16 protein-coding genes are annotated in these 20,204 nt (G+C 71.6%); 8 read left to right on the top strand and 8 right to left on the bottom strand.

Going from position 1 to position 20,204, the window contains the following annotated elements; genetic code table 11:
* Positions 1 to 42: 42 nt before the first annotated feature.
* The 4 genes from NQU54_RS34995 to NQU54_RS34980 all read right to left on the bottom strand — a co-directional run bounded on the left by NQU54_RS34995 (position 43) and on the right by NQU54_RS34980 (position 4,155).
* On the bottom strand, positions 43 to 1,284 hold the full coding sequence (locus NQU54_RS34995; protein WP_257634539.1) for a DUF5667 domain-containing protein: 1,242 nt from the start codon (positions 1,282 to 1,284) through the stop codon (positions 43 to 45).
* Between the two features lie 217 nt (positions 1,285 to 1,501).
* Entirely contained in the window at positions 1,502 to 2,308 is an 807-nt protein-coding gene (locus tag NQU54_RS34990; RefSeq protein ID WP_257634538.1) for an ECF subfamily RNA polymerase sigma factor, BldN family, read from the bottom strand.
* Between the two features lie 537 nt (positions 2,309 to 2,845).
* Positions 2,846 to 3,769, bottom strand: a complete 924-nt coding sequence (locus NQU54_RS34985) for an HAD family hydrolase (protein WP_069865453.1) — start codon at positions 3,767 to 3,769, stop codon at positions 2,846 to 2,848.
* Positions 3,770 to 3,876: 107 nt separating this feature from the next.
* Positions 3,877 to 4,155 (bottom strand): glutaredoxin family protein, encoded by a 279-nt coding sequence (locus tag NQU54_RS34980; protein ID WP_069865670.1) that lies wholly within the window; start codon positions 4,153 to 4,155, stop codon positions 3,877 to 3,879.
* A gap of 351 nt (positions 4,156 to 4,506) precedes the next feature.
* Here NQU54_RS34980 and NQU54_RS34975 point away from each other — a divergent pair, with 351 nt between their 5' ends.
* Genes NQU54_RS34975 through hemB form a run of 5 tightly spaced genes read left to right on the top strand, consistent with a single transcriptional unit; the run spans position 4,507 to position 10,424 of the window.
* On the top strand, positions 4,507 to 5,310 hold the full coding sequence (locus NQU54_RS34975; RefSeq protein WP_069865451.1) for a redox-sensing transcriptional repressor Rex: 804 nt from the start codon (positions 4,507 to 4,509) through the stop codon (positions 5,308 to 5,310).
* Positions 5,307 to 6,776 (top strand): glutamyl-tRNA reductase, encoded by a 1,470-nt coding sequence (locus tag NQU54_RS34970; RefSeq protein ID WP_257634537.1) that lies wholly within the window; start codon positions 5,307 to 5,309, stop codon positions 6,774 to 6,776. The genes NQU54_RS34975 and NQU54_RS34970 overlap by 4 nt, the downstream gene beginning before the upstream one ends.
* Entirely contained in the window at positions 6,773 to 7,762 is a 990-nt protein-coding gene (gene hemC / locus NQU54_RS34965) for a hydroxymethylbilane synthase (protein WP_257634536.1), read from the top strand. The genes NQU54_RS34970 and hemC overlap by 4 nt, the downstream gene beginning before the upstream one ends.
* Positions 7,759 to 9,423 (top strand): bifunctional uroporphyrinogen-III C-methyltransferase/uroporphyrinogen-III synthase, encoded by a 1,665-nt coding sequence (locus NQU54_RS34960; protein WP_257634535.1) that lies wholly within the window; start codon positions 7,759 to 7,761, stop codon positions 9,421 to 9,423. The genes hemC and NQU54_RS34960 overlap by 4 nt, the downstream gene beginning before the upstream one ends.
* A complete protein-coding gene (gene hemB / locus NQU54_RS34955; RefSeq protein ID WP_257634534.1) occupies positions 9,420 to 10,424 on the top strand; it encodes a porphobilinogen synthase in 1,005 nt (334 codons plus the stop codon). Before NQU54_RS34960 ends, hemB begins: the two co-directional genes overlap by 4 nt.
* Positions 10,425 to 10,528: 104 nt before the next feature.
* Here the strand turns inward: hemB and NQU54_RS34950 are convergent, their stop codons facing one another.
* The gene (locus NQU54_RS34950; protein ID WP_257634533.1) at positions 10,529 to 11,149 is read right to left on the bottom strand and encodes a nucleoside/nucleotide kinase family protein; all 621 of its coding nucleotides are present in this window, start codon (positions 11,147 to 11,149) and stop codon (positions 10,529 to 10,531) included.
* Positions 11,150 to 11,446: 297 nt separating this feature from the next.
* On the opposite strand from NQU54_RS34950, the gene NQU54_RS34945 reads away from it, so the two are divergent.
* Positions 11,447 to 12,328 (top strand): D-alanyl-D-alanine carboxypeptidase family protein, encoded by an 882-nt coding sequence (locus NQU54_RS34945; protein WP_257634532.1) that lies wholly within the window; start codon positions 11,447 to 11,449, stop codon positions 12,326 to 12,328.
* A 92-nt stretch (positions 12,329 to 12,420) separates the two neighbouring features.
* Here NQU54_RS34945 and NQU54_RS34940 read toward each other — a convergent pair whose 3' ends face one another.
* Positions 12,421 to 13,008 (bottom strand): AMIN-like domain-containing (lipo)protein, encoded by a 588-nt coding sequence (locus tag NQU54_RS34940; RefSeq protein WP_257634531.1) that lies wholly within the window; start codon positions 13,006 to 13,008, stop codon positions 12,421 to 12,423.
* Between the two features lie 208 nt (positions 13,009 to 13,216).
* On the opposite strand from NQU54_RS34940, the gene NQU54_RS34935 reads away from it, so the two are divergent.
* The gene (locus tag NQU54_RS34935; protein WP_257634530.1) at positions 13,217 to 14,716 is read left to right on the top strand and encodes an alpha/beta hydrolase; all 1,500 of its coding nucleotides are present in this window, start codon (positions 13,217 to 13,219) and stop codon (positions 14,714 to 14,716) included.
* A 177-nt stretch (positions 14,717 to 14,893) separates the two neighbouring features.
* On the opposite strand, the gene argS is transcribed toward NQU54_RS34935, so the two are convergent.
* The gene (gene argS / locus NQU54_RS34930; RefSeq protein WP_174885251.1) at positions 14,894 to 16,681 is read right to left on the bottom strand and encodes an arginine--tRNA ligase; all 1,788 of its coding nucleotides are present in this window, start codon (positions 16,679 to 16,681) and stop codon (positions 14,894 to 14,896) included.
* A 179-nt stretch (positions 16,682 to 16,860) separates the two neighbouring features.
* Here argS and lysS point away from each other — a divergent pair, with 179 nt between their 5' ends.
* Entirely contained in the window at positions 16,861 to 18,612 is a 1,752-nt protein-coding gene (gene lysS / locus NQU54_RS34925; protein ID WP_257634529.1) for a lysine--tRNA ligase, read from the top strand.
* Positions 18,613 to 18,692: 80 nt separating this feature from the next.
* Here lysS and NQU54_RS34920 read toward each other — a convergent pair whose 3' ends face one another.
* Positions 18,693 to 20,168 carry a DUF2637 domain-containing protein gene (locus NQU54_RS34920; protein ID WP_372506143.1) on the bottom strand — a complete coding sequence of 492 codons (1,476 nt, stop codon included), beginning with the start codon at positions 20,166 to 20,168 and terminating at the stop codon, positions 18,693 to 18,695.
* Positions 20,169 to 20,204 lie beyond the last annotated feature (36 nt).

The following is a 20,204-nucleotide window of genomic DNA, read 5'->3' as shown; positions in this document are numbered from 1 at the left end:
TGGTGGGTGGTGTGCCCTGCACACCACCCACCACCGGCTTTTTCACCTTGTGTCGTCGCCGTCGATGCTCAGGCCCGGCAGCAGATCCGGCAACAGCGGGGGGATCGTGATGTCCGGCTGGGGCGGCTTGCTGCCCTGGTCGCCCCTGCCCGTGGACGGGCTGGGGCTCGCGCCGCCGAGCGGCGGGTCCAGCAGATCGCCCGCCCCGCCCACCAGGCCGCCGCTCTGGTCGTGGGCGGTGGCCGAGGTCGACGACGGGCGCGGGTGGCTCGAGGTCTCGCCGGTGTGGCTGCCGCTCGGGGTGGCCGGGGCGGATGCCGCGCGGTCGCTCGCGTCCACCCCACCGTCGTGCTGCGGCGCACTGCCGGTCTGGTGGCCGGACTGGCCCTGCTGCTCCTTCTTCGTGGGCAGCAATGCCCGCAGCGGGCCGACCTCTTCGTCTATGGCGTCGAAGACCGAGCTCACCTCGTCGCCGACGTCCATCAATTGGATCGGCAGCCGCTCGCGCAGCTGGCTCCAGCCGTCGCGGTGGGCCTGGGAGAAGGTGGACAGCCGCTGAATCGGGCCGAGCGAGCCGTCGCGCTCGTAGACCTGGTGCAGCAGCCGGTGGCCTTCGGAGGCGTCATGGTGCATACCGGCGAGGACCCGGCGGATCTCCCGCAGCGACTCATGGTCCAGATCGCCGCTGCGGGTCCGCTCCATCAGGCGGCGCGCCTCGCTCATCCGCGTCGACGCCTGGTCCAGATAGATCCGGCCCCGGTCGGCGTCGCCGTTCGCCATCTCCAGCTTGAGGTCTTCCATACCGCGCTTGAACCCGTAGAGGGTGTCGCCCGGCAGCGCGTTCGAGCTGGCCGCGGCGACGCCGCCGAACGCTCCCGCCGCGACACCGACCGTGAGCCCCCCGGCCGCGAGCCCCTTGGACCAGCGGGAACGGGGGCGGAGTCTTGCCACCGGGGGTTTGGCCCGGTGGGCGCCGCTGGGGCGGCGGCGCTGCTCCGGCACGCGCGGCGCGCCCTCGGCGAAGGCCGCCTCCATGGCGGCGAGCAGCTGGGCCCGCTGGGTGGCGCGGACCTCAGGGTCCAATGTCGGTGCCGGCAGCTCGCCCAGCCCGCTCGCCAGGGCCAGCAGCCGTCTCCGCTCGGCGCTCTCCGCCGATGAGGAATCTGGCTGTTGCTGCGGCGTCTCGTCCCGGGCGGCCTGGCTGTTGCTCTCCAGGGCCTCCAGGGCCTCCAGGGCCTTGGCGAAGGCGTTCGCCCGCCGGTGTGCCGATACGTTCGCGATCACAGGCGGCACCTCCTCTCGTCGTGACGGTCGACTCCTCAGGACACCCGAGGGTTCCGTGCCATGCGCGCGTCCACCCGATCGAGTGAGTGGACCACGGGCAGGGTACGACCACGAGGCGCCTGCATCCCCCACAACGAGCGGCGCAGCACCCGGGTTACGCCCTCCTCACGGGCCCTGCCGCCGGGCGGACGGGCCGTGGCCGCGGCGCTACGGGCGGTCAGCGGGCGTCGTCCGGAAGGAGCCGGGCCAGAGTGCGGACGGCCCGGTACTGAAGGGTTTTGATCGCGCCCTCGTTCTTCCCCATGACCCGGGCGGTCTCGGCGACCGAGAGGCCCTGGAGGAAGCGGAGCGTCACACACTCCTGCTGCTGCGGGTTGAGTTTTCGCACCGCTTGGAGCAGGGCCGCGTTGGACAGCGATTCGAGGACGGAGTCCTCGGGGCTGCGCTCGACCTCGTTGGCGTCCAGCATCTCGCCGGTGGTGACCTCCAGCCGGAAGCGGCTGGACTTGAAGTGGTCGGCGACGAGGTTGCGGGCGATGGTCACCAGCCAGGCGCCGAAGTCGCGGCCCTGCCAGGTGAACGTGCCGATGCGGCGCAGGGCCCGCAGGAACGTCTCGCTGGTGAGGTCCTCGGCCGTGGCCTTGCCGCCCACGCGGTAGTAGATGTAGCGGTAGACCGTGTCGGCGTACTGGTCGTAGAGCCTGCCGAACGCTTCGGCCTCCCCGGCCTGGGCGCGCTCGACGAGGTCCATCATGCGGCGGCTGTCGCTGTCGGCGCCTGGGCGCCGGGTGGTTGAGGTGGAGCCGCGGGAGCGTCTGCCGACCGCGGCGCCGCCGTCCGCCAGGGCGTAGCACGGACCGGCCTGGCCGGGGCGGTCGACCGTGCCGACGGCTGGGCTGACGGGCTGGGGGGTGGCGAGGGCGGGGACGGCATACGCGGTGGGGACGAAGCCGCGCAGACAGTCGAGGACCGTTGCGCGCAGCGTAGCCAGGCCCGAGGCGTCAACCCCGACGTGTGGGTACACGGGACTCCCAGAGGCAGAGCTTCCATCACGTGCAGTACGGGACCGTCACCCGCCGTAGGGACGCGTGGGTACCGGTTTGCGTCTAAGGAGAATAACGCTTCGTACAGGCAGCACTACACCCAGTTGCTCAAATCATCGTTTCCGTTCGTTCTGTTATGGATTGACGACGGATCAAGTATCGAACGTGTACTGCTAATTGACCGGAACCGTACGTGGGTTGTGCGATTGCGTGGCGTGTTGTGACAAAGCGGCGGTAAGGGGGCTGGCGGGGGCGCTGTGGGGTAGGAAGTGCGGAATGACCGAAACAGGGCGGGCGCGTTCGCTTGGTGACGCTGTGTATCGATGGGCACGTCGTCACGGAGCGCGATCGCCGGTCAGCTTTGACCGTCCTCGGTCACGGTCGTACGCAGGCGGTCAGCACCGCCCGAAAGGAGCACACCGGAAGGCGCTCAACAGGAGGTCGGAGGGGGTCGGAAGGGGGCATGGGGAGGCCGGCGGTGGACCGGGGAGTGGCGCGGGCGTGCGAGCGCCGGGCGGTCAGCGGCGCCGGCGGTGCAGCGCCACGGCGGCCGCCGTACCGCCCGCCACCGCGCCCACCCCGGCCGCCGCCGGGATGCCGATCTTGGCCGCTTTGCGGCCGGTGCGGTAGTCGCGCAGCCGCCAGCCGTGCTCACGGGCGTGTTTGCGCAGTCCGCTGTCCGGATTCACCGCGTACGGATGACCCACGATGGACAGCATCGGGATGTCGTTGGAGGAGTCGCTGTAGGCCGCGCAGCGGGAGAGGTCCAGCCCCTCGGCCGTTGCCAGCGCCCGTACGGCCTCGGCCTTGGCCGGGCCGTGCAGCGGCTCGCCGACCAGCCGGCCGGTGTAGATGCCGCCCACCGACTCGGCCACCGTGCCCAGCGCCCCGGTCAGGCCGAGCCGCCGGGCGATGATCGTCGCGGTCTCGACCGGCGCGGCGGTCACCAGCCAGACCCGCTGCCCGGCGTCCAGGTGGGCCTGGGCCAGGGCGCGGGTGCCGGGCCAGATGCGGTCGGCCATGTACTCGTCGTAGATCTCCTCGCCGATCGACATCAGCTCGGAGACCCGGTGGCCCTTGACGATGGACAGGGCGCTGCTGCGCACGTCCTCCATGTGCGCCGGGTCCTCGACCCCGGCCATCCGGAACCAGGTCTGCTGCCATGCGAAGCGGGCGAGTTCGCGCTTGCGGAAGAAGTGCCGCTTGTAGAGGCCGCGGCCGAAGTGGAAGAGCGCGGCGCCCTGCATGACCGTGTTGTCCAGGTCGAAGAAGGCGGCGGCCAGCTCGTCCCCGACGACGGGGAACTCCGGCTCGGCGGGTGGCTGCGGTGCGGGGGTCTCGGCCGATGACTTGCGCGCGGCCTCGGCCGATGCCTCTCCGGCGAGGACACTCCGCTCGGTGGCGGGTCGTCGGCGTCGGGTGAACCATCCCAGTGCGGCCATGGAGCGAGCATAGCCAGCGCTCCGGCGGCATCCCGTTACGCCCGGGTGTCGGGCCGATTCAGGTTACGCGAAAGGGAGGCCGCGCGAGGTCGCGCGTGGGGCCGGAATCAGCCGCCGAGCGCGGCGCGCAGCCGCTTGGGGTCGACCCGCCAGAAGTCGTGCTGCTCGCCGTCGATGAGCACCACCGGGATCTGCTCCCAGTAGACGCGGTGGAGCTCCTCGTCCTGGGTGATGTCCTTCTTCTCCCAGGGGGTGCCCAGTTCCCCGCAGATCTCCTTGATCACGGCCTCGGCGTCCTCGCACAGGTGGCAGTCGGGCTTGCCGATCAGCGTGACCGTGCGCTCGGTGGGCTTCTTCCGCGGGGTGCGGCGCAGCAGCGGACTCATGTCCATAAGCATGCCCTCTCGCGCGGGCGGGCCGCTCCCGACGAGTTCGGAAGTGGGCTCTCGGTCGATTACGATCGTGGGCGTTTTGTTGCTGTCCGGGGGTAAAAAGGTGAGGAGTGAGCGCCTGTGCTCCGGTCGGCGGTCCAGGGGTACGAGCGTTCCCGCCGGGAACGGTGCGACGCAGGTAGTGGTTCCGCGGCTGGCCCGAAAACGCGCGTGACACCGGTCACTTTGCAAGGACAAAGCGGACACCATCTTTGTGCACGCGTTCACAAAGACATAGCCTGCTGTCGATGGGGCGGTCATGAAACACCCGGCCGCCCGCAGCCTCGCTCTACCCGCAGGAGCACCGTGGCAACTGGCCGAACTCACCGACCGGCGACCCGCAGCCGAGGGATCCCCGAGGCCACCGTCGCCCGGCTACCGCTGTATCTGCGGGCCCTGACCGCTCTCTCGGAGCGCTCGGTGCCCACGGTGTCCTCGGAGGAGCTGGCCACGGCGGCCGGCGTCAATTCGGCCAAGCTGCGCAAGGACTTCTCCTATCTCGGTTCGTACGGCACCCGCGGTGTCGGCTACGACGTGGAGTACCTCGTCTACCAGATCTCGCGGGAGCTCGGGCTCACCCAGGACTGGCCGGTTGTGATCGTCGGTATCGGTAACCTCGGCGCCGCGCTCGCGAACTACGGCGGCTTCGCCTCCCGCGGTTTCCGGGTCGCCGCGCTGATCGACGCCGATCCCGCCATGGCCGGGAAGCCGGTCGCGGGCATCCCGGTGCAGCACACCGACGAGCTAGAGAAGATCATCACGGACAACGGGGTCTCGATCGGCGTCATCGCCACCCCGGCGGGCGCGGCCCAGCAGGTCTGCGACCGGCTCGTCGCCGCCGGGATCACCTCGATCCTCAACTTCGCGCCCACCGTGCTGTCCGTTCCGGACGGGGTGGACGTGCGCAAGGTCGATCTCTCGATCGAGCTCCAGATCCTCGCCTTCCACGAGCAGCGCAAGGCGGGCGAGGAGGTCGCCGCCCCCGAGGAGGGCGCGGGGGCCGTATCCCCGCCGCCCGTGTCGCCCCACCGCGCACCCCCCGGCGCTCCCGGCGCCGACAGCGGCCGACAAGGACCTGACGGGGACGTGCCCGCCGTGATGCCGGCATGAGTCTCCTCGTCGTCGGACTGAGCCACCGCAGCGCGCCCGTGAGCGTGCTGGAGCGCGCCTCCCTCGTGGGGGACGAGCAGGCGAAGCTGGTGCAGGACACCCTCGCCGCCGAGCCCGCCACCGAGGCCGCGGTGCTGGCCACCTGCAACCGCATCGAGCTCTACGCCGATGTGGACAAGTTCCACGCCGGGGTCGCCGAGCTGTCCACGCTGCTCGCCCAGCACACCGGCGTCGGACTGGACGAGCTCACCCCGTATCTCTACGTCCACTACGAGGACCGGGCCGTCCACCACCTGTTCTCGGTGGCCTGCGGGCTGGACTCGATGGTCGTCGGCGAGGGCCAGATCCTCGGCCAGATCAAGGACGCGCTCGCGCTGGGGCAGGAGCTGCACACCGCCGGACGGCTGCTGAACGATCTCTTCCAGCAGGCGCTGCGGGTCGGCAAGCGGGCCCACAGCGAGACCGGTATCGACCGGGCGGGTCAGTCGCTGGTCACCTTCGGCCTGGAGCAGCTGGCCCAGGGCGCGCCGGTGGCGGAGTGGGCCCGGGGCAAGCGGGCCCTGGTGATCGGCGCCGGTTCGATGTCCTCGCTGGCGGCGGCGACGCTCGCACGCGCCGGAGTGGCAGAACTGGTGATCGCCAACAGGACGTTGGAGCGGGCCCTGCGCCTGGCCGAGTCCCTGGCCGAGCAGCACGCGGCCACCCCGGCCGCGGTCACCGCCGCGGGTGAGGAAACGTTGCGCGGGGGTCTGGTGGCCCGCGCCGTGCCCCGGGACCGGGTCTCCGCCGAGCTGCCGCACGCCGACATCGTGGTGTCCTGTACGGGCGCGACCGGTCTGGTCCTGACCGCCGCCGAGCTGCGCACCGCGCTCGCCCAGCGCGCCGCCTGTCCACCCGGGGCCCACCCCGCGGCGGCGGACGTCTCGCTGCTGGACCTGGCGATGCCGCGCGACATCGACGCCGCGGCGCACCGCGTCGAGGGGCTGCACCTGGTCGACATAGAGTCCCTCGCCGAGGCGGCCGCCGAGCCGTCCGGGGAGCCGGGCTCGTCCGCCGGGGCGATGGCCGCCGACGTGGACAAGGTGCGTGCCATCGTCTCCGAGGAGGTGGCCGCCTTCGGGGCGGCCCAGCGTGCCGCGCATATCACCCCGACCGTGGTCGCGCTGCGTACCATGGCTGCGGACGTCGTCGCCAGCGAGATCGCCCGCCTCGACGGGCGCCTTCCCGATCTGGACGACAAGCAGCGCGCCGAGATCACGCAGACCGTGCGCAGGGTCGTCGACAAGCTGCTGCACGCGCCCACCGTGCGGGTCAAGCAGCTCGCGAGCACTCCGGGAGGCGCCGGTTACGCGGACGCCCTGCGCGAGCTGTTCGACCTCGATCCGCAGGCGGTCGCCGCCGTCAGCCGCGCGGACGGCTCCGCCCGCACCGCCGGACCGAACGACCCGAAGGGAGGCCGGGCATGAACGCCACCCCCTCACCCGCCGCCTCCGGCGGCGCTCCGCCGCTGCGCCTGGGCACCCGCCGCAGCGCGCTCGCCATGGCCCAGTCCGGCCTGGTCGCGGATCTGGTGCGGGACGTCACCGGGCGCCCCGTCGAACTGGTCGAGATCACCACGTACGGCGACACCTCGCGGGAGCACCTCGCCCAGATCGGCGGCGCCGGTGTCTTTGTCTCGGCGCTGCGCGAGGCGCTGCTGCGCGGTGAGATCGACCTGGCCGTGCACTCGCTGAAGGACCTTCCCACCGCGGAGCCGGAGGGGCTCGCGCTGGCCGCCGTCCCGCGCCGCGAGGACCCGCGCGACGCGCTGATCGCCCGGGACGGGCTCACCTTCGCCCAGCTTCCGCCGGGGGCCCGGATAGGCACCGGATCCCCGCGCCGCGCGGCCCAGCTGAACGCATGGGCCCGCTCCCTCGGCCTCGACATCGAGACCGTGCCGATACGCGGCAATGTCGGCACCCGTATCGGCTACGTCCGGTCCGGGCGGCTGGACGCCGTGGTGCTCGCCGCCGCCGGTCTGACCCGGCTGGGGCGGATCGGCGAGGCGACCGAGCTGCTCGATGCCGACCATGTTTTGCCCGCCCCCGGCCAGGGGGCCCTGGCAGTGGAGTGCGCCGCGTCCAGCGCCTCGCTCGCTGCCCGGCTCGCCGAGATCGACGACCCGTGCACACGGGTCGCCGTGACCGCCGAGCGTTCCCTGCTCGCCGCCCTGGAGGCCGGTTGCAGCGCACCCGTGGGGGCGCTGGCCGACCTGTTGGGCGACGGTCAGGTTGTCACCGAAATGCGCCTGCGCGGCGTCGTCGGCACGCTCGACGGCACGACGCTGGTGCAGCTGTCCACCACCGGTCCCGTACCCGCGTCGCCCGGCGACGCCGCGGACCTCGGTCGCGTACTCGCGGCCGAGATGCTCGCCAAGGGTGCGGCCGGTCTTATGGGGGAGCGAGCACTTTGAACCCCACCGCCCCGAATCACCCCGGCTGCGGACACGTCACCTTTCTCGGTGCCGGCCCCGGAGATCCGGGCCTGCTGACCTTGCGCGCCGTGGAGGCTCTGGCCGCCGCTGACGTACTGATCGCCGACCCTCAAGTGCTCGACGTGGTGCGCAGTCACGTCAGGCCGGGCGTGGCCGCGGACGCTCAGGGCACGCCGCGGCAGGCGGACGCTGATGGGTCATCAGGCACCGCCACCGTCCCGGTACTCCGGGACAGCGCCAATCTTGTCATGACGGCCGCGCGCGGCGGCAAGCGGGTCGTCCGCGCGGTCGCGGGCGACCCCGGCCTCGACGGATACGCCGCCGACGAGATGCTCGCCTGCGCCGCCGAGGGCATCGTCTTCGAGGTGGTGCCCGGTGTGGCCGCCGCGGTGGGCGTGCCCGCCTACGCGGGAGTGCCGCTGCGGGACGCCCACAGCGCCGATGTGCGCTTCGTGGACGCGCTGACCGCCGATGAGCGCTGCTGGAGCGAGATCGGCTCGTCCGACGCGACCGCCGTGGTCTCCGCGACCCTGGAGACGGTGGCCGCCGCCGCGGGCGAGCTGGTGGCCGCGGGCCGCAAGCCGGACACCCCGCTCACCGTCACCGTCGCCGGCACCACCACCCGCCAGCGGACCTGGTCCGCGACGCTGGGGACCATCGCCCAGGTGCTGAAGGCGGCGAAGGTGCTGCCGTCGCCGCAGGGCGGGCAGCCGGTGATAGCCGTGGTCGGGGAGCAGAGCGCGGCCGGTAAGCGCGATCAGCTGTCTTGGTTCGAGTCCAAGCCGCTGTTCGGCTGGAAGGTCCTGGTGCCGCGCACCAAGGAGCAGGCCGCCTCGCTCTCGGACCAGCTGCGCGGTTACGGCGCGGTGCCCAGCGAGGTGCCGACGATCGCCGTGGAGCCGCCGCGCACCCCGCAGCAGATGGAGCGCGCGGTCAAGGGCCTGGTCACCGGGCGCTATGAGTGGATCGCCTTCACCTCGGTCAACGCGGTCAAGGCGGTGCGGGAGAAGTTCGAGGAGTACGGGCTCGACGCCCGCGCGTTCGCCGGGATCAAGGTCGCCGCGGTGGGCGAGCAGACCGCGAGGTCGCTGATCGACTTCGGGGTGAAGCCGGATCTGGTGCCCAGCGGTGAGCAGTCCGCGGCCGGGCTGCTGGAGGACTGGCCGCCGTACGACCCGGTCTTCGACCCGATCGACCGGGTCTTCCTGCCGCGTGCCGACATCGCCACCGAGACCCTGGTCGCCGGGCTGATCGAGCTGGGCTGGGAGGTCGACGACGTGACCGCGTACCGCACCGTGCGCGCCTCGCCGCCGCCGGCCGAGACCCGTGAGGCCATCAAGGGCGGCGGGTTCGACGCGGTGCTCTTCACCTCGTCGTCCACCGTGCGGAACCTCGTCGGCATCGCGGGCAAGCCGCACAATGTCACTGTCATCGCCTGTATCGGCCCGGCCACCGCGAAGACCGCGGAGGAGCACGGCCTGCGGGTGGACGTGCTGTCGCCCGAGCCCTCGGTGCTCAAGCTGGCCGAGGCGCTCGCGGACTTCGGGGCGGCGCGGCGCCAGGCCGCGATCGAGGCCGGGGAGCCGGTCACCCGCCCGAGCGAGCGACGGCCCGGTTCGCGGAGGAGGGCACGCTCTTGAGCACCACGTACGGCAGTTTTCCCGGTGCGCGGCCGCGCCGGCTGCGCACCACGCCCGCGATGCGGCGCATGGTCGCGGAGACCCGGCTGCACCCGGCGGAGCTGATCCTGCCCGCGTTCGTCCGCGAGGACGTGACCGAGCCGGTGCCGCTGGAGTCGATGCCGGGCGTCGTCCAGCACACCCGGGACACCCTGCGGAAGGCGGCGGCCGAGGCGGTCGCCGCGGGGGTCGGCGGGATCATGCTCTTCGGAGTGCCTGAGGAGTCCAAGAAGGACGCCGTCGGCACCCCCGGCACCGACCCGGACGGGATCCTTCAGCAGGCCATCCGGGATGTGCGCGCGGAGGTCGGCGACGACCTCGTGATCATGTCCGATCTGTGCCTGGACGAACACACCGACCACGGCCACTGCGGGGTCCTGGACGCCGAGGGCCGGGTGGACAACGACGCCACGCTGGAGCGGTACGCGGAGATGGCGCGCGTCCAGGCCGACGCGGGCGTCCACACCGTGGGCCCCAGCGGGATGATGGACGGGCAGGTCCGGGTGATCCGCGAGGCGCTGGACGGCGCCGGGCACCAGGACATCTCGATCCTCGCCTACACCGCGAAGTACTCCTCCGCCTTCTACGGTCCGTTCCGCGAGGCGGTGGGCTCGTCGCTGAAGGGCGACCGCAAGACCTACCAGCAGGACCCGGCCAACGCCCGGGAGTCCCTGCGCGAGCTGGAGCTGGACCTGGCCGAGGGCGCGGACATGGTCATGGTGAAGCCGGCCCTGCCGTACCTGGACATCCTGCGGCAGATCGCCGACGCCGTGGACGTGCCGGTGGCCGCGTACCAGATCTCCGGTGAGTACGCGATGGTCGAGGCGGCCGCGGCCAACGGCTGGATCGACCGCGACCGCGCGATCATGGAGACGTTGACCTCGGTGCGGCGCGCGGGCGCGGGGATGATCCTCACGTACTGGGCGACGGAGGTCGCGCGGCGGCTGAACCGCGGGGAGTAGCTCGGTCACTCGGTGTCGGTCACTCGGTGTCGGTGGCTCGGCGTCGGTGACTGAGCGTCGGTGACTGAGCGGCTCACCGGCTCCGTGGCTGAGGGCGCCGGTCGTCATCGGCGCCTGACCACGAAGTCGGCGGCCGCCCGCCCGGGGGCGACCAGCCGGGCGTTGGCCTCGTCGGAGGCGAGGACGAAGCGCTCGGCCTCGTCGCGCGCCTTGCCGAACCGCTCATGGCGGTCGATCAGCCGGCGCACCCGCTCCTCGGTGTCCAGGTCGACCCACCAGGTCTCGTCCAGCAGCTCGCGCACCGGGAGCCAGGGCGCCTCGTCCAGCAGCAGATAGTTCCCCTCGGTGATCACCAGCGGGATCTCCGGCGCCACCGGGATGGAGCCCGCGACCGGCTGTTCGAGCTCGCGGTCGAACCCCGGCGCGTAGACGACCTCCTCGGCGCGCGGCGTCCGCAGCCGCCGCAGCAGCGCGGCGTAGCCGTAGGGGTCGAAGGTCTCCGGTGCGCCCTTGCGGCCGATCAGGCCGAGCCTGCGCAGCTCGGCGTCGGCGAGGTGGAAGCCGTCCATCGGCACCAGGACGGCCTGGTCGGCGCCGAGGGCGTCGACCAGGTATTCGGCGAGGGTGGTCTTACCGGCCCCGGGCGGTCCGGCGATGCCGAGCAGACGGCGGCCGCCTGCGTCGGCCAGGCGCTGAGCGCGCTCGAGGAGTTGCTGGGGAGTCATAGCGGGCACTTTCGGCGATTTCAGGGATCTTACGGGACCGCGGGACCAGGGGACTTACGGGGATACCGAACGTAAAGGCGCGGGATTTACGGGCGCGGGATTCACGGGATACGGATGCGCGGACGGGGCGCCGGCGCCGCCGAGTGGGCGGCCCCCGGATGCCCGCGCGGGGGAATTCGCGGGAAATCTCGGCAGAGAGCACATCCATCGGGCCCTCTCGTATGTCTGATCAGGGAGCGGCCCTGTGATGCGGCCGCCGGCCAGGGGCATTTGGAGATATTCACGTTGAAAACCGGCATGAAGGGACTTCGTCGCGTATCCGCGGTCGCGATCACCGCTGGAGCCGTGCTGACGGCGGGGGCGTTCACCGCCTCCGCGCAGGCCGCGACGACCGCTACTCCCACGATCACCGCCCAGGGCGGGTACGTGATGAACAACGGCACCGGGAAGAGCCTGTTCACCAAGGCCGCTGACACCCGCCGTTCCACCGGCTCCACCACCAAGATCATGACCGCTCGGGTGGTGCTCGCACAGCCGAACCTCAACCTGGACGCCAAGGTCACGGTCCAGAAGGCGTACAGCGACTACATCGTCGACAACAACTGGGCCTCCTCGGCCAAGCTGATCGTCGGCGACAAGGTCACCGTCCGCCAGCTGCTGTACGGGCTGATGCTCCCGTCCGGCTGTGACGCGGCGTACGCGCTGGCGGACAAGTTCGGCACCGGTTCCACCCGGGCGGCGCGGGTCAAGTCGTTCATCGGCAAGATGAACACCACCGCCAAGTCCCTCGGACTGACGAACACCCACTTCGACTCGTTCGACGGCATCGGGCACGGCGCCAACTACTCGACGCCGCGCGATCTGACCAAGCTCGCCAGCAGCGCGATGAAGTACTCCACGTTCCGCACGGTCGTGAAGACGAAGTCGACCAAGCAGAAGGTGACCACGAAGAGCGGTGGCTACCGCTACATGTCGTGGACCAACACCAACAGCCTGCTGGGCAGCTACTCGGGCACCATCGGCGTCAAGACCGGCTCGGGCCCCGAGGCCAAGTACTGCCTGGTCTTCGCCGCCACCCGGGACGGGAAGACGGTCATCGGCACCGTCCTCGCCTCCTCCTCGGTGGACAACCGCACCGCGGACGCGAAGAAGCTGATGAACTACGGCTTCACCAAGTAGCCGTACGCGGCGGGCTCGCCGCATATGAAGGGCCTGCCCCGCGCACCTCATCGGGTTCGCGGGGCAGGCCCTTCGCCGTGGCTCCGGCCCGCTCAGCGCACCGCGTTCCACGAGTGCGCCACATCCACCACGACATGCCCGTCCGTCTGGAAGACCCGGAACGGCAGCCGTGCGCGCACCCCGAGGCCGACCTGGGTCTCACCCTCGAAGCTGGCGCCGAAGCGGGTGTCCCGGAAGGTCTGGTAGCCGTCGATGTCCACCCCCGGCAGCGGCTTGCGCGCCCGCCCGGGATACGACTCCCCGCCGGTCCCCGGGTCGTAGCTGGGCGCGGACACATGGATGTCCAGGATCGCCCCGCCGCTGACCGGGATCTCCTCGCCCGAGCCGTCCTGGTGCAGGGCGTCCACGTACTCCACGCGGTAGCCGACGCGATCGGCGGCCGTGGCGCCCTTAACGTCGAACACGATGCGGTCGTAGCACGCGTGCCGCCCGGTCCTGATGTTCTCCAGCGGCGCGTGCCCCGCCGGAGCGGCCGTCTTCTCGCCGCTGCCCCAGCCGGTCTCACAGGCGGTCGCCGCCTTGGCCGCCGTCGGTGTGACGGCCCCCGCCGTCCCCGCCGTCGCCGCCAGCGCACCGCCCGCGAGCGCCATCGCCGCGAGCGCGGTCCCCCACCGTCGCATGTCGAGCCCCCAATGGTCTGTAGATGACAGGTGATTCACGGGGTTGGACGGGCCGGGACGGGGAGAGGTTGTCCAGGTCCGGGAAATGTGTCGTGAATGCCACGTGCGTGCCCGTACGCCTGACGGGCCGTCGGGGGGTTATCCCCCGGACGGGTCGGCCGGTTGCCCGGATGGGCCGGGGATACCGGTTCGACCAGGCTTGTTCCCCATGAGACCGACGACCGGCAGAACCGCAGCGCTGGCCCTCGCCACCGCCGCCACCGCATCCCTCCTCGGTGTCGCGTCCGCGGACGCGACACCGGGACCGCCCGCCGATCCGACCGCCACCGCCCTCGACTGGGGGCCCTGTGCGGGCACCGGGCTCGACCCCCGCCAGGAATGCGCCGTGCTGAAGGTACCGCAGGACTACCGCGACCCCGGCGGGAAGCGGATCTCGCTCGCCGTCTCCCGCATCCCCAGCGAGCGGCCGCAGGCCCGCCGGGGCACCCTGCTGCTGATCCCGGGCGGCCCCGGATCGCCGGGTCTTGACCGGCCCACCACACTCGGCAAGCGGCTGCCGAAGCCGGTGCGGGACGCGTACGACATCGTCAGCTTCGACCCGCGCGGCATGGGGCGGTCCACGCACACCGGCTGCGATCTGGACGCCGCCGATCTGTCGCTGCTCGCCTCCCGCCCGTGGCCCGCCCCCGGCGGCGACATCACGGCGAACATCGCCACCGGCCGCCGCATGGCCGACACCTGCGCCCGCAACGGCGGCGAGCTGCTGCGCACCATCAGCACCGTCAACGAGGCCCGGGACATCGACAGCGTCCGCCGGGCGCTCGGCGAGCGGAAGCTCTCCGCCTGGGGCGTCTCCTACGGGACGTATGTGGGCTCCGTCTACGCGCAGCTCTTCCCCGAGCACACCGACCGCTGGGTGCTGGACAGCAATGACGACCCGAACCCCGAGCGGGTGGAGCGCGGCTGGCTGGCGAACTACGCGGTCGGCGTCGAGGACACCTTCCCCGACTTCGCCGCCTGGGCCTCCGACCCCGACAGCCCCGTCCGGCTCGCCCGGACCCCCGACGGGGTGCGCGCGAGGGTCCTGGACCTCGCCGCCCGGCTGGACGCGAAGCCGCTGCCGTGGCCCGGCGCCAACCCGCCCGAGCTGAACGGCAACGCGCTGCGCCAGAGCGTGCTGAACGCCCTCTACTCCCGGGACGACTTCGAGGGCCTGGCCAGGCTGATCGTCGACGCGGACGCGGGCAAGGCGCCCGGCGAGGCACCGTCCGAGCCCCCTCAGGACGCCATGGCCGTGTCCCTCGCGACCATCTGCAACGACGTGGAGTGGCCCACCTCCCTGCCCGACTACGCGCGGGACGTCGCCGCCAGCCGTAAGAGCCACCCGCTGACGGCGGGCATGCCGGTGAACGTCACACCGTGCTCGTTCTGGCATGACAAGCCGCGGGACAAGCCGGTGCGGATCACCGATCAGGGGCCGTCGAACGTACTGCTGGTGCAGAACAAGCGGGATGTGGCCACCCCGTACAGCGGGGCGCTCAATCTACGGCACGCTTATGGGGACCGGGCCCGGATGGTCAGCGTGGACGCGATGGGGCATGGCGCGGCCTATGTGGAGAACAACGGCAGCGCCTGTGCGGACCGGAAGGTGACCGCCTTCCTGCTGACCGGTGAGCGGCCGGAGCGCGATGTGCTCTGCCGGTCATGAACGCGAAGAGCCGCCGATCCGCCGATGGACACGCGGTGGTCCTGAGGGGCGCACAGCCGTCGTGATGGACGCACAGGGGTCCTGACGGACGCACAGTGATGGACGCACAGGGGTCCTGAGAACGCGCGGTGCCCCGCCCTCTCTTGCCGGGGCGGGGCACCGCGCGCTTCAGCGGGCTCAGAGGCGCTCGGGGGTGCGGATGCCCAGCAGGGTCATGCCCTGCCGCAGCGTCCGCGCCGTGATGTCGCACAGGAAGAGGCGGTTCTCCACCTGGGCCGGGCCGCCCTCCGCCTTCAGGACCGGGCACTGGTCGTAGAAGGTCGTGTAGAGCGAGGCCAGCTGGTAGAGATACCCGGCCAGTTTGTGCGGCTCGAACCCGGCGGCCACCTCGCGCAGCGTCTCCCCGAACTGGTCGAGGTGCAGGCCCAGCGCCCGCTCGGCCGGGGCCAGCCGAAGCTCGGGGTGGGCCAGCGGCCGCTGCCCCTCCCCGGCGCGGCGCAGGATCGACTGGATCCGGGCGTACGCGTACTGGAGGTAGACCGAGGTGTCGCCGTTGAGCGAGACCATCTGGTCGAGGTCGAACTTGTAGTCGCGCGATGCGGAGGTGGACAGATCCGCGTACTTCACCGCGCCGATGCCGACCTGGGCGCCGCGCTCGAGGATCTCCTCCTCCGTGAGGCCCAGCTTCTCGCTCTTCTCCCGGACCACGGCCGCGGCCCGCTCGGTGGCCTCGTCCAGCAGGTCCTCGAGCCGCACCGTCTCGCCCGCGCGGGTCTTGAACGGCTTGCCGTCCTTGCCCAGGACCGTGCCGAAGGCGAGCTGGACGGCGTGCACCTGATCATTGAGCCAGCCGATCCGGCGGGCGGTCTCGAAGACCATCTTGAAGTGCAGCGACTGACGGGCGTCCACCACATACAGCAGGGTGTCGGCCTTCAGGTGCTGCACCCGGTCACGGATCGCGGAGAGGTCGGTGGCCGCATAGCCGAAGCCGCCGTCGGACTTCTGGACGATCAGCGGCACCGGCTTGCCCTCGGGGCCCTTGACGTCGTCGAAGAAGACGCACAGCGCGCCCTCGGAGCGGACGGCGACGCCGGACTCCTCCAGCAGCCGGCAGGTCTCGGCCAGCATGTCGTTGTAACCCGACTCGCCGACCACATCGGGGTCGTGGATCTCGATGTCCAGCTTGTCGAAGACCGAGTAGAAGTAGATCTTCGACTCGTCGACGAACTTCCGCCACAGGGCGATGGTTTCCTCGTCGCCCGCCTGGAGATCGACCACCCGCCGCCGGGACCGCTCCTTGAACTCCTCGTCGGAGTCGAAGAGCGCCCGCGCGGCCTTGTAGAGCCGGTTGAGGTTGGACATGGCCTCCTGGCCGGAGGCGGCGTCCTTGTGGTCCAGCTCATGCGGGTGCTCGATCAGATACTGGATGAGCATGCCGAACTGGGTGCCCCAGTCGCCGATGTGGTGGCGGCGGACCACCTGCTCGCCCGCGAACTCCAGGATCCGCACCACCGCGTCGCCGATCACGGCCGAGCGCAGATGGCCGACGTGCATCTCCTTGGCCACATTGGGCTGGGCGTAGTCGATCACGGTGGTGCCGGGCGAATCCGCGCGCGGCACACCCAGGCGGTCGTCGGCCGCGCGGGCGGCGAGCGTCGCGGTGATCGCGGAGTCGGCGATCGTGATGTTGAGGAAGCCGGGGCCGGAGACCTCGATGTCCTCGATCACCGGATCGGGGTCGGCCGAGGTGGCGGCGACCGGAAGGTGCGAGACGACCTTGGAGGCCAGCTCACGGGGGTTTCCCTTGAGCTTCTTGGCCAGCGCCAGCATTCCGTTGGCCTGGAAATCGGCCCGGTCGCTTCGTCGCAGCAGCGGGTCCGCGGAGCCGGCCTCCGGCAGGGCAGCCGAGAGGGCGTCCGCGACGCGCTGATGGACTGTAGCGGCGAGAGAAGGGACCGATGCCATGGATGAGGTGCCATTCCGATAGTGGTGGTATGGGCCAACCCAGTATTTCACGGCGGGTCCAGCGATTTCCCCGGCCTGTGGATAACCCGGGGCCACCGGGAGGCGCGGTGGGCACCTCAGGGCCGACCCTGTGGGTAACTCCGGAGGGGTCCGTTCCGTCTGGGACAATGGGCGGTGCCATGACCGCTAGGAAGGAAGTGCCGACCGTGGCTCAGAGCACCGAGACCGACTGGGTCTCCCGATTCGCCGACGAGGTCATTGCCGAGGCGGAGCGCCGCGCCCCGGGCAAACCTGTCGTCTGCGCCTCGGGCCTCAGCCCGTCCGGCCCGATCCACCTCGGCAATCTGCGCGAGGTCATGACCCCGCACCTGGTCGCCGACGAGATCCGGCGCCGGGGCTATGAATGCGTTCACATCCTGTCCTGGGACGATTACGACCGGTACCGCAAGGTTCCGGCCGGGATCGACCCCTCCTGGTCCGAGCACATCGGCAAGCCGCTCACCTCGGTCCCGGCCCCGCCCGGATCGCCGTATGCGAACTGGGCGGAGCACTTCAAGGCGCCGATGGCCGAGGCGCTGCGGGAGATGGGCATCGAGTTCCACCCCATCAGCCAGACGGAGATGTACACCTCGGGGGCGTACCGCGAGCAGATCCTGCACGCGATGCGCCACCGCCGGGAGATCGACGCCGTCCTCGACCGGTACCGCACCAAGGAAAAGGCCGCCGCGAAGAAGCCGGCCAAGCAGCAGCAGAAGCCGGTCGACGAGGCCGAGCTGGCCGCCGCCGAGGGCTCGGGCGCGGCCGCCGAGGACGACGGCAGCGCGGGCGCCGGGGGCTACTACCCGTACAAGCCGTACTGCTCGGTCTGCGAGCGCGATCTGACCACGGTGACCTCGTACGACGACGAGACCACCGAGCTGGTCTACACCTGTGTGTGCGGCCATGGCGAGACCGTCCGCTTGAGCGAGCACAACCACGGCAAGCTGGTCTGGAAGGTCGACTGGCCGATGCGCTGGGCCTACGAGGGCGTGATCTTCGAGCCCTCGGGCGTCGACCACTCCTCGCCGGGCTCGTCCTTCGTGGTCGGCGGCCAGATCGTCCGCGAGGTCTTCGGCGGGGAGCAGCCCATCGGCCCGATGTACGCCTTCGTGGGCATCAGCGGCATGGCCAAGATGTCCTCCTCCAAGGGCGGTGTGCCCACCCCGGCCGACGCCCTGGAGATCATGGAGGCGCCGCTGCTGCGCTGGCTGTACGCCCGGCGTCGGCCCAACCAGTCCTTCAAGATCGCCTTCGACCAGGAGATCCAACGGACCTACGACGAGTGGGACGCGCTGGAGCGCAAGATCACCGAGTCCACGGCCCAGCCCGCCGACGCGGCCGCGTACAGCCGCGCGACCCGCACCGCCTCGGGCGAGCTGCCGAGCACCCCGCGCCCGCTGCCGTACCGCACGCTGGCCTCGGTGGTGGACATCACCACCGGCCATGACGAGCAGACGCTGCGCATCCTCAGCGACCTCGACCCCGAGAACCCGGTGAAGTCCCTGGAGGAGACCCGGCCCCGGCTCGACAAGGCCGAGCGCTGGATCACCACCCAGGTCCCGGCCGACCAGCGCACCCGCGTGCGGGACGAGCCGGACACCGAGCGGCTGGCCGCGCTGGGCGACACCGAGCGGGAGTCGCTGCGGCTGCTGCTCGACCGCCTGGACGACCACTGGTCGCTGGACGGTCTCACCACGCTGGTCTACGGGGTGCCCAAGATCCAGGCGGGGCTGCCGCCGGAGGCCAAGCCGACACCGGAGCTGAAGGTCGCCCAGCGGTCCTTCTTCGCGCTGCTCTACACCCTGCTGGTCGGGCGGGACACCGGCCCGCGGCTGCCCACGCTGCTGCTGGCGGTGGGGGCGGACCGGGTGCGCAAGCTGCTCGCGGCCTGAGCGCTCCGCTCGTATCAGCCGCTCTCCGCTCCCGGGCGCCGGGCGGGTGGCCTCACGGCCCCCGCCCGGCGCCCTCGGCGTTACGGGATGGCCTCGCGCTCCAGGCGGACGCGCTCCTTGAAGTCGTCCACGTACGCGGCCAGCTCGCTGTTGCTGAGGTCGCTCACGCCGTACGTCTCCCGCAGCCGCTGCCCGAACTGGTACGCGGAGGGGTACCGGCTGTGGTCGGCGAGGAACTGGCGGAAGGTCGCGTAGTAGACCTCCTCGCGCGGCACATCGTCCGGCAGCTGGTTCATCGGCTGCCCCGGCTGCTCCTCGTACGCGTACCGCTCGGGCTCGCGCTGCTCCGGTACGTACACGCCCTGCTGGCTGCCCAGGCCCTCGCCGCCGAGCGGCCGCACCCGGCCGCCGGGCCCGACGGGCACGGTCAGCTGGGGCTGTTGGAGCTGGGGCTGTGCCTGTTGCGGCTGCGGCTGCTGAGGCAGCTGCTCGGGCTGCGCCGCCTGGCCCGGGACCTGCTGGTACTCCGGCTGGAGCTGCTGCGGCTGCTGTGGTTCCTGGAGCTGCTGGGGTTGCTGTACCTGCTGCTCGACCGGCGCCGGGTGGGTGGCGGCCGGGTCGAAGGGCACGGCGTTCCGCCCGTCATGGCCCTGCTGCCCGCCGGGCTGCTGGTACACCGGCAGGGGCAGTGAGAGCGGCAGCTCCTGCGTCTGGGGCTGTTCCGGGTGCTGCTGTGGGCCCCCACCGGCCAGGGCCCCGGGCGGGCCGTACGGGCCCGGCTGGGCCTCCGGGGGCGTGCTCTGCGCCCCCGGCTCGCCCGCCCGGTCCGTCCGGCCCGGAGGGAGCGCGGTGGCCGACACCGTGGCCGGGTCGAGACCGGCCGCCGCGAGCCCGGCCGGTGCGGTGTCCGCCAGCGGCACCCCGTACCGCGCCAGCCGCAGCGGCATCAGCGACTCCACGGGGGCCTTGCGGCGCCAGGCGCGTCCGTAGCGGGCCCGCAGCCGGGCCTGGTAGACCAGCCGGTCCTGCTCCAGCCTGATGACCTCCTCGTAGCTGCGCAGCTCCCACAGCTTCATCCGGCGCCACAGCCGGAAGGTGGGAATCGGCGCGAGCAGCCAGCGGGTGATGCGGACCGACTCCATGTGCCGGTCGGCGGTGATGTCGGCGATCCGGCCGACCGCGTGCCGGGCGGCCTCGACGGAGACGACGAAGAGGATCGGGATCACGGCGTGCATGCCGACGCCGACCGGGTCCGGCCAGGCGGCCGCGCCGTTGAAGGCGATGGTGGCCGCGGTCAGCAGCCAGGCGGTCTGGCGCAGCAGCGGGAAGGGAATGCGGATCCAGGTGAGCAGCAGATCCAGTGCGAGCAGGACCACGATCCCCGCGTCGATACCGATCGGGAAGACATTGGCGAACCTGCCGAAGCCCTTGTCGAGGGCGAGATCGCGCACCGCGGCGTAGGAACCGGCGAAGCCGATCCCCGCGATCACCACCGCTCCGGTGACGACCACGCCGGCCAGTATTCGGTGCATCCGTGTCAGTTGCATCGCGGCCACCCGCGACCCCTCCCCGTCCTCAACAACAGCCGCCAC

It is taken from the genome of Streptomyces malaysiensis subsp. samsunensis, assembly GCF_024519315.1.
GTDB lineage: Bacteria > Actinomycetota > Actinomycetes > Streptomycetales > Streptomycetaceae > Streptomyces > Streptomyces malaysiensis.
This window is presented reverse-complemented; position numbering and strand designations above follow the sequence as displayed.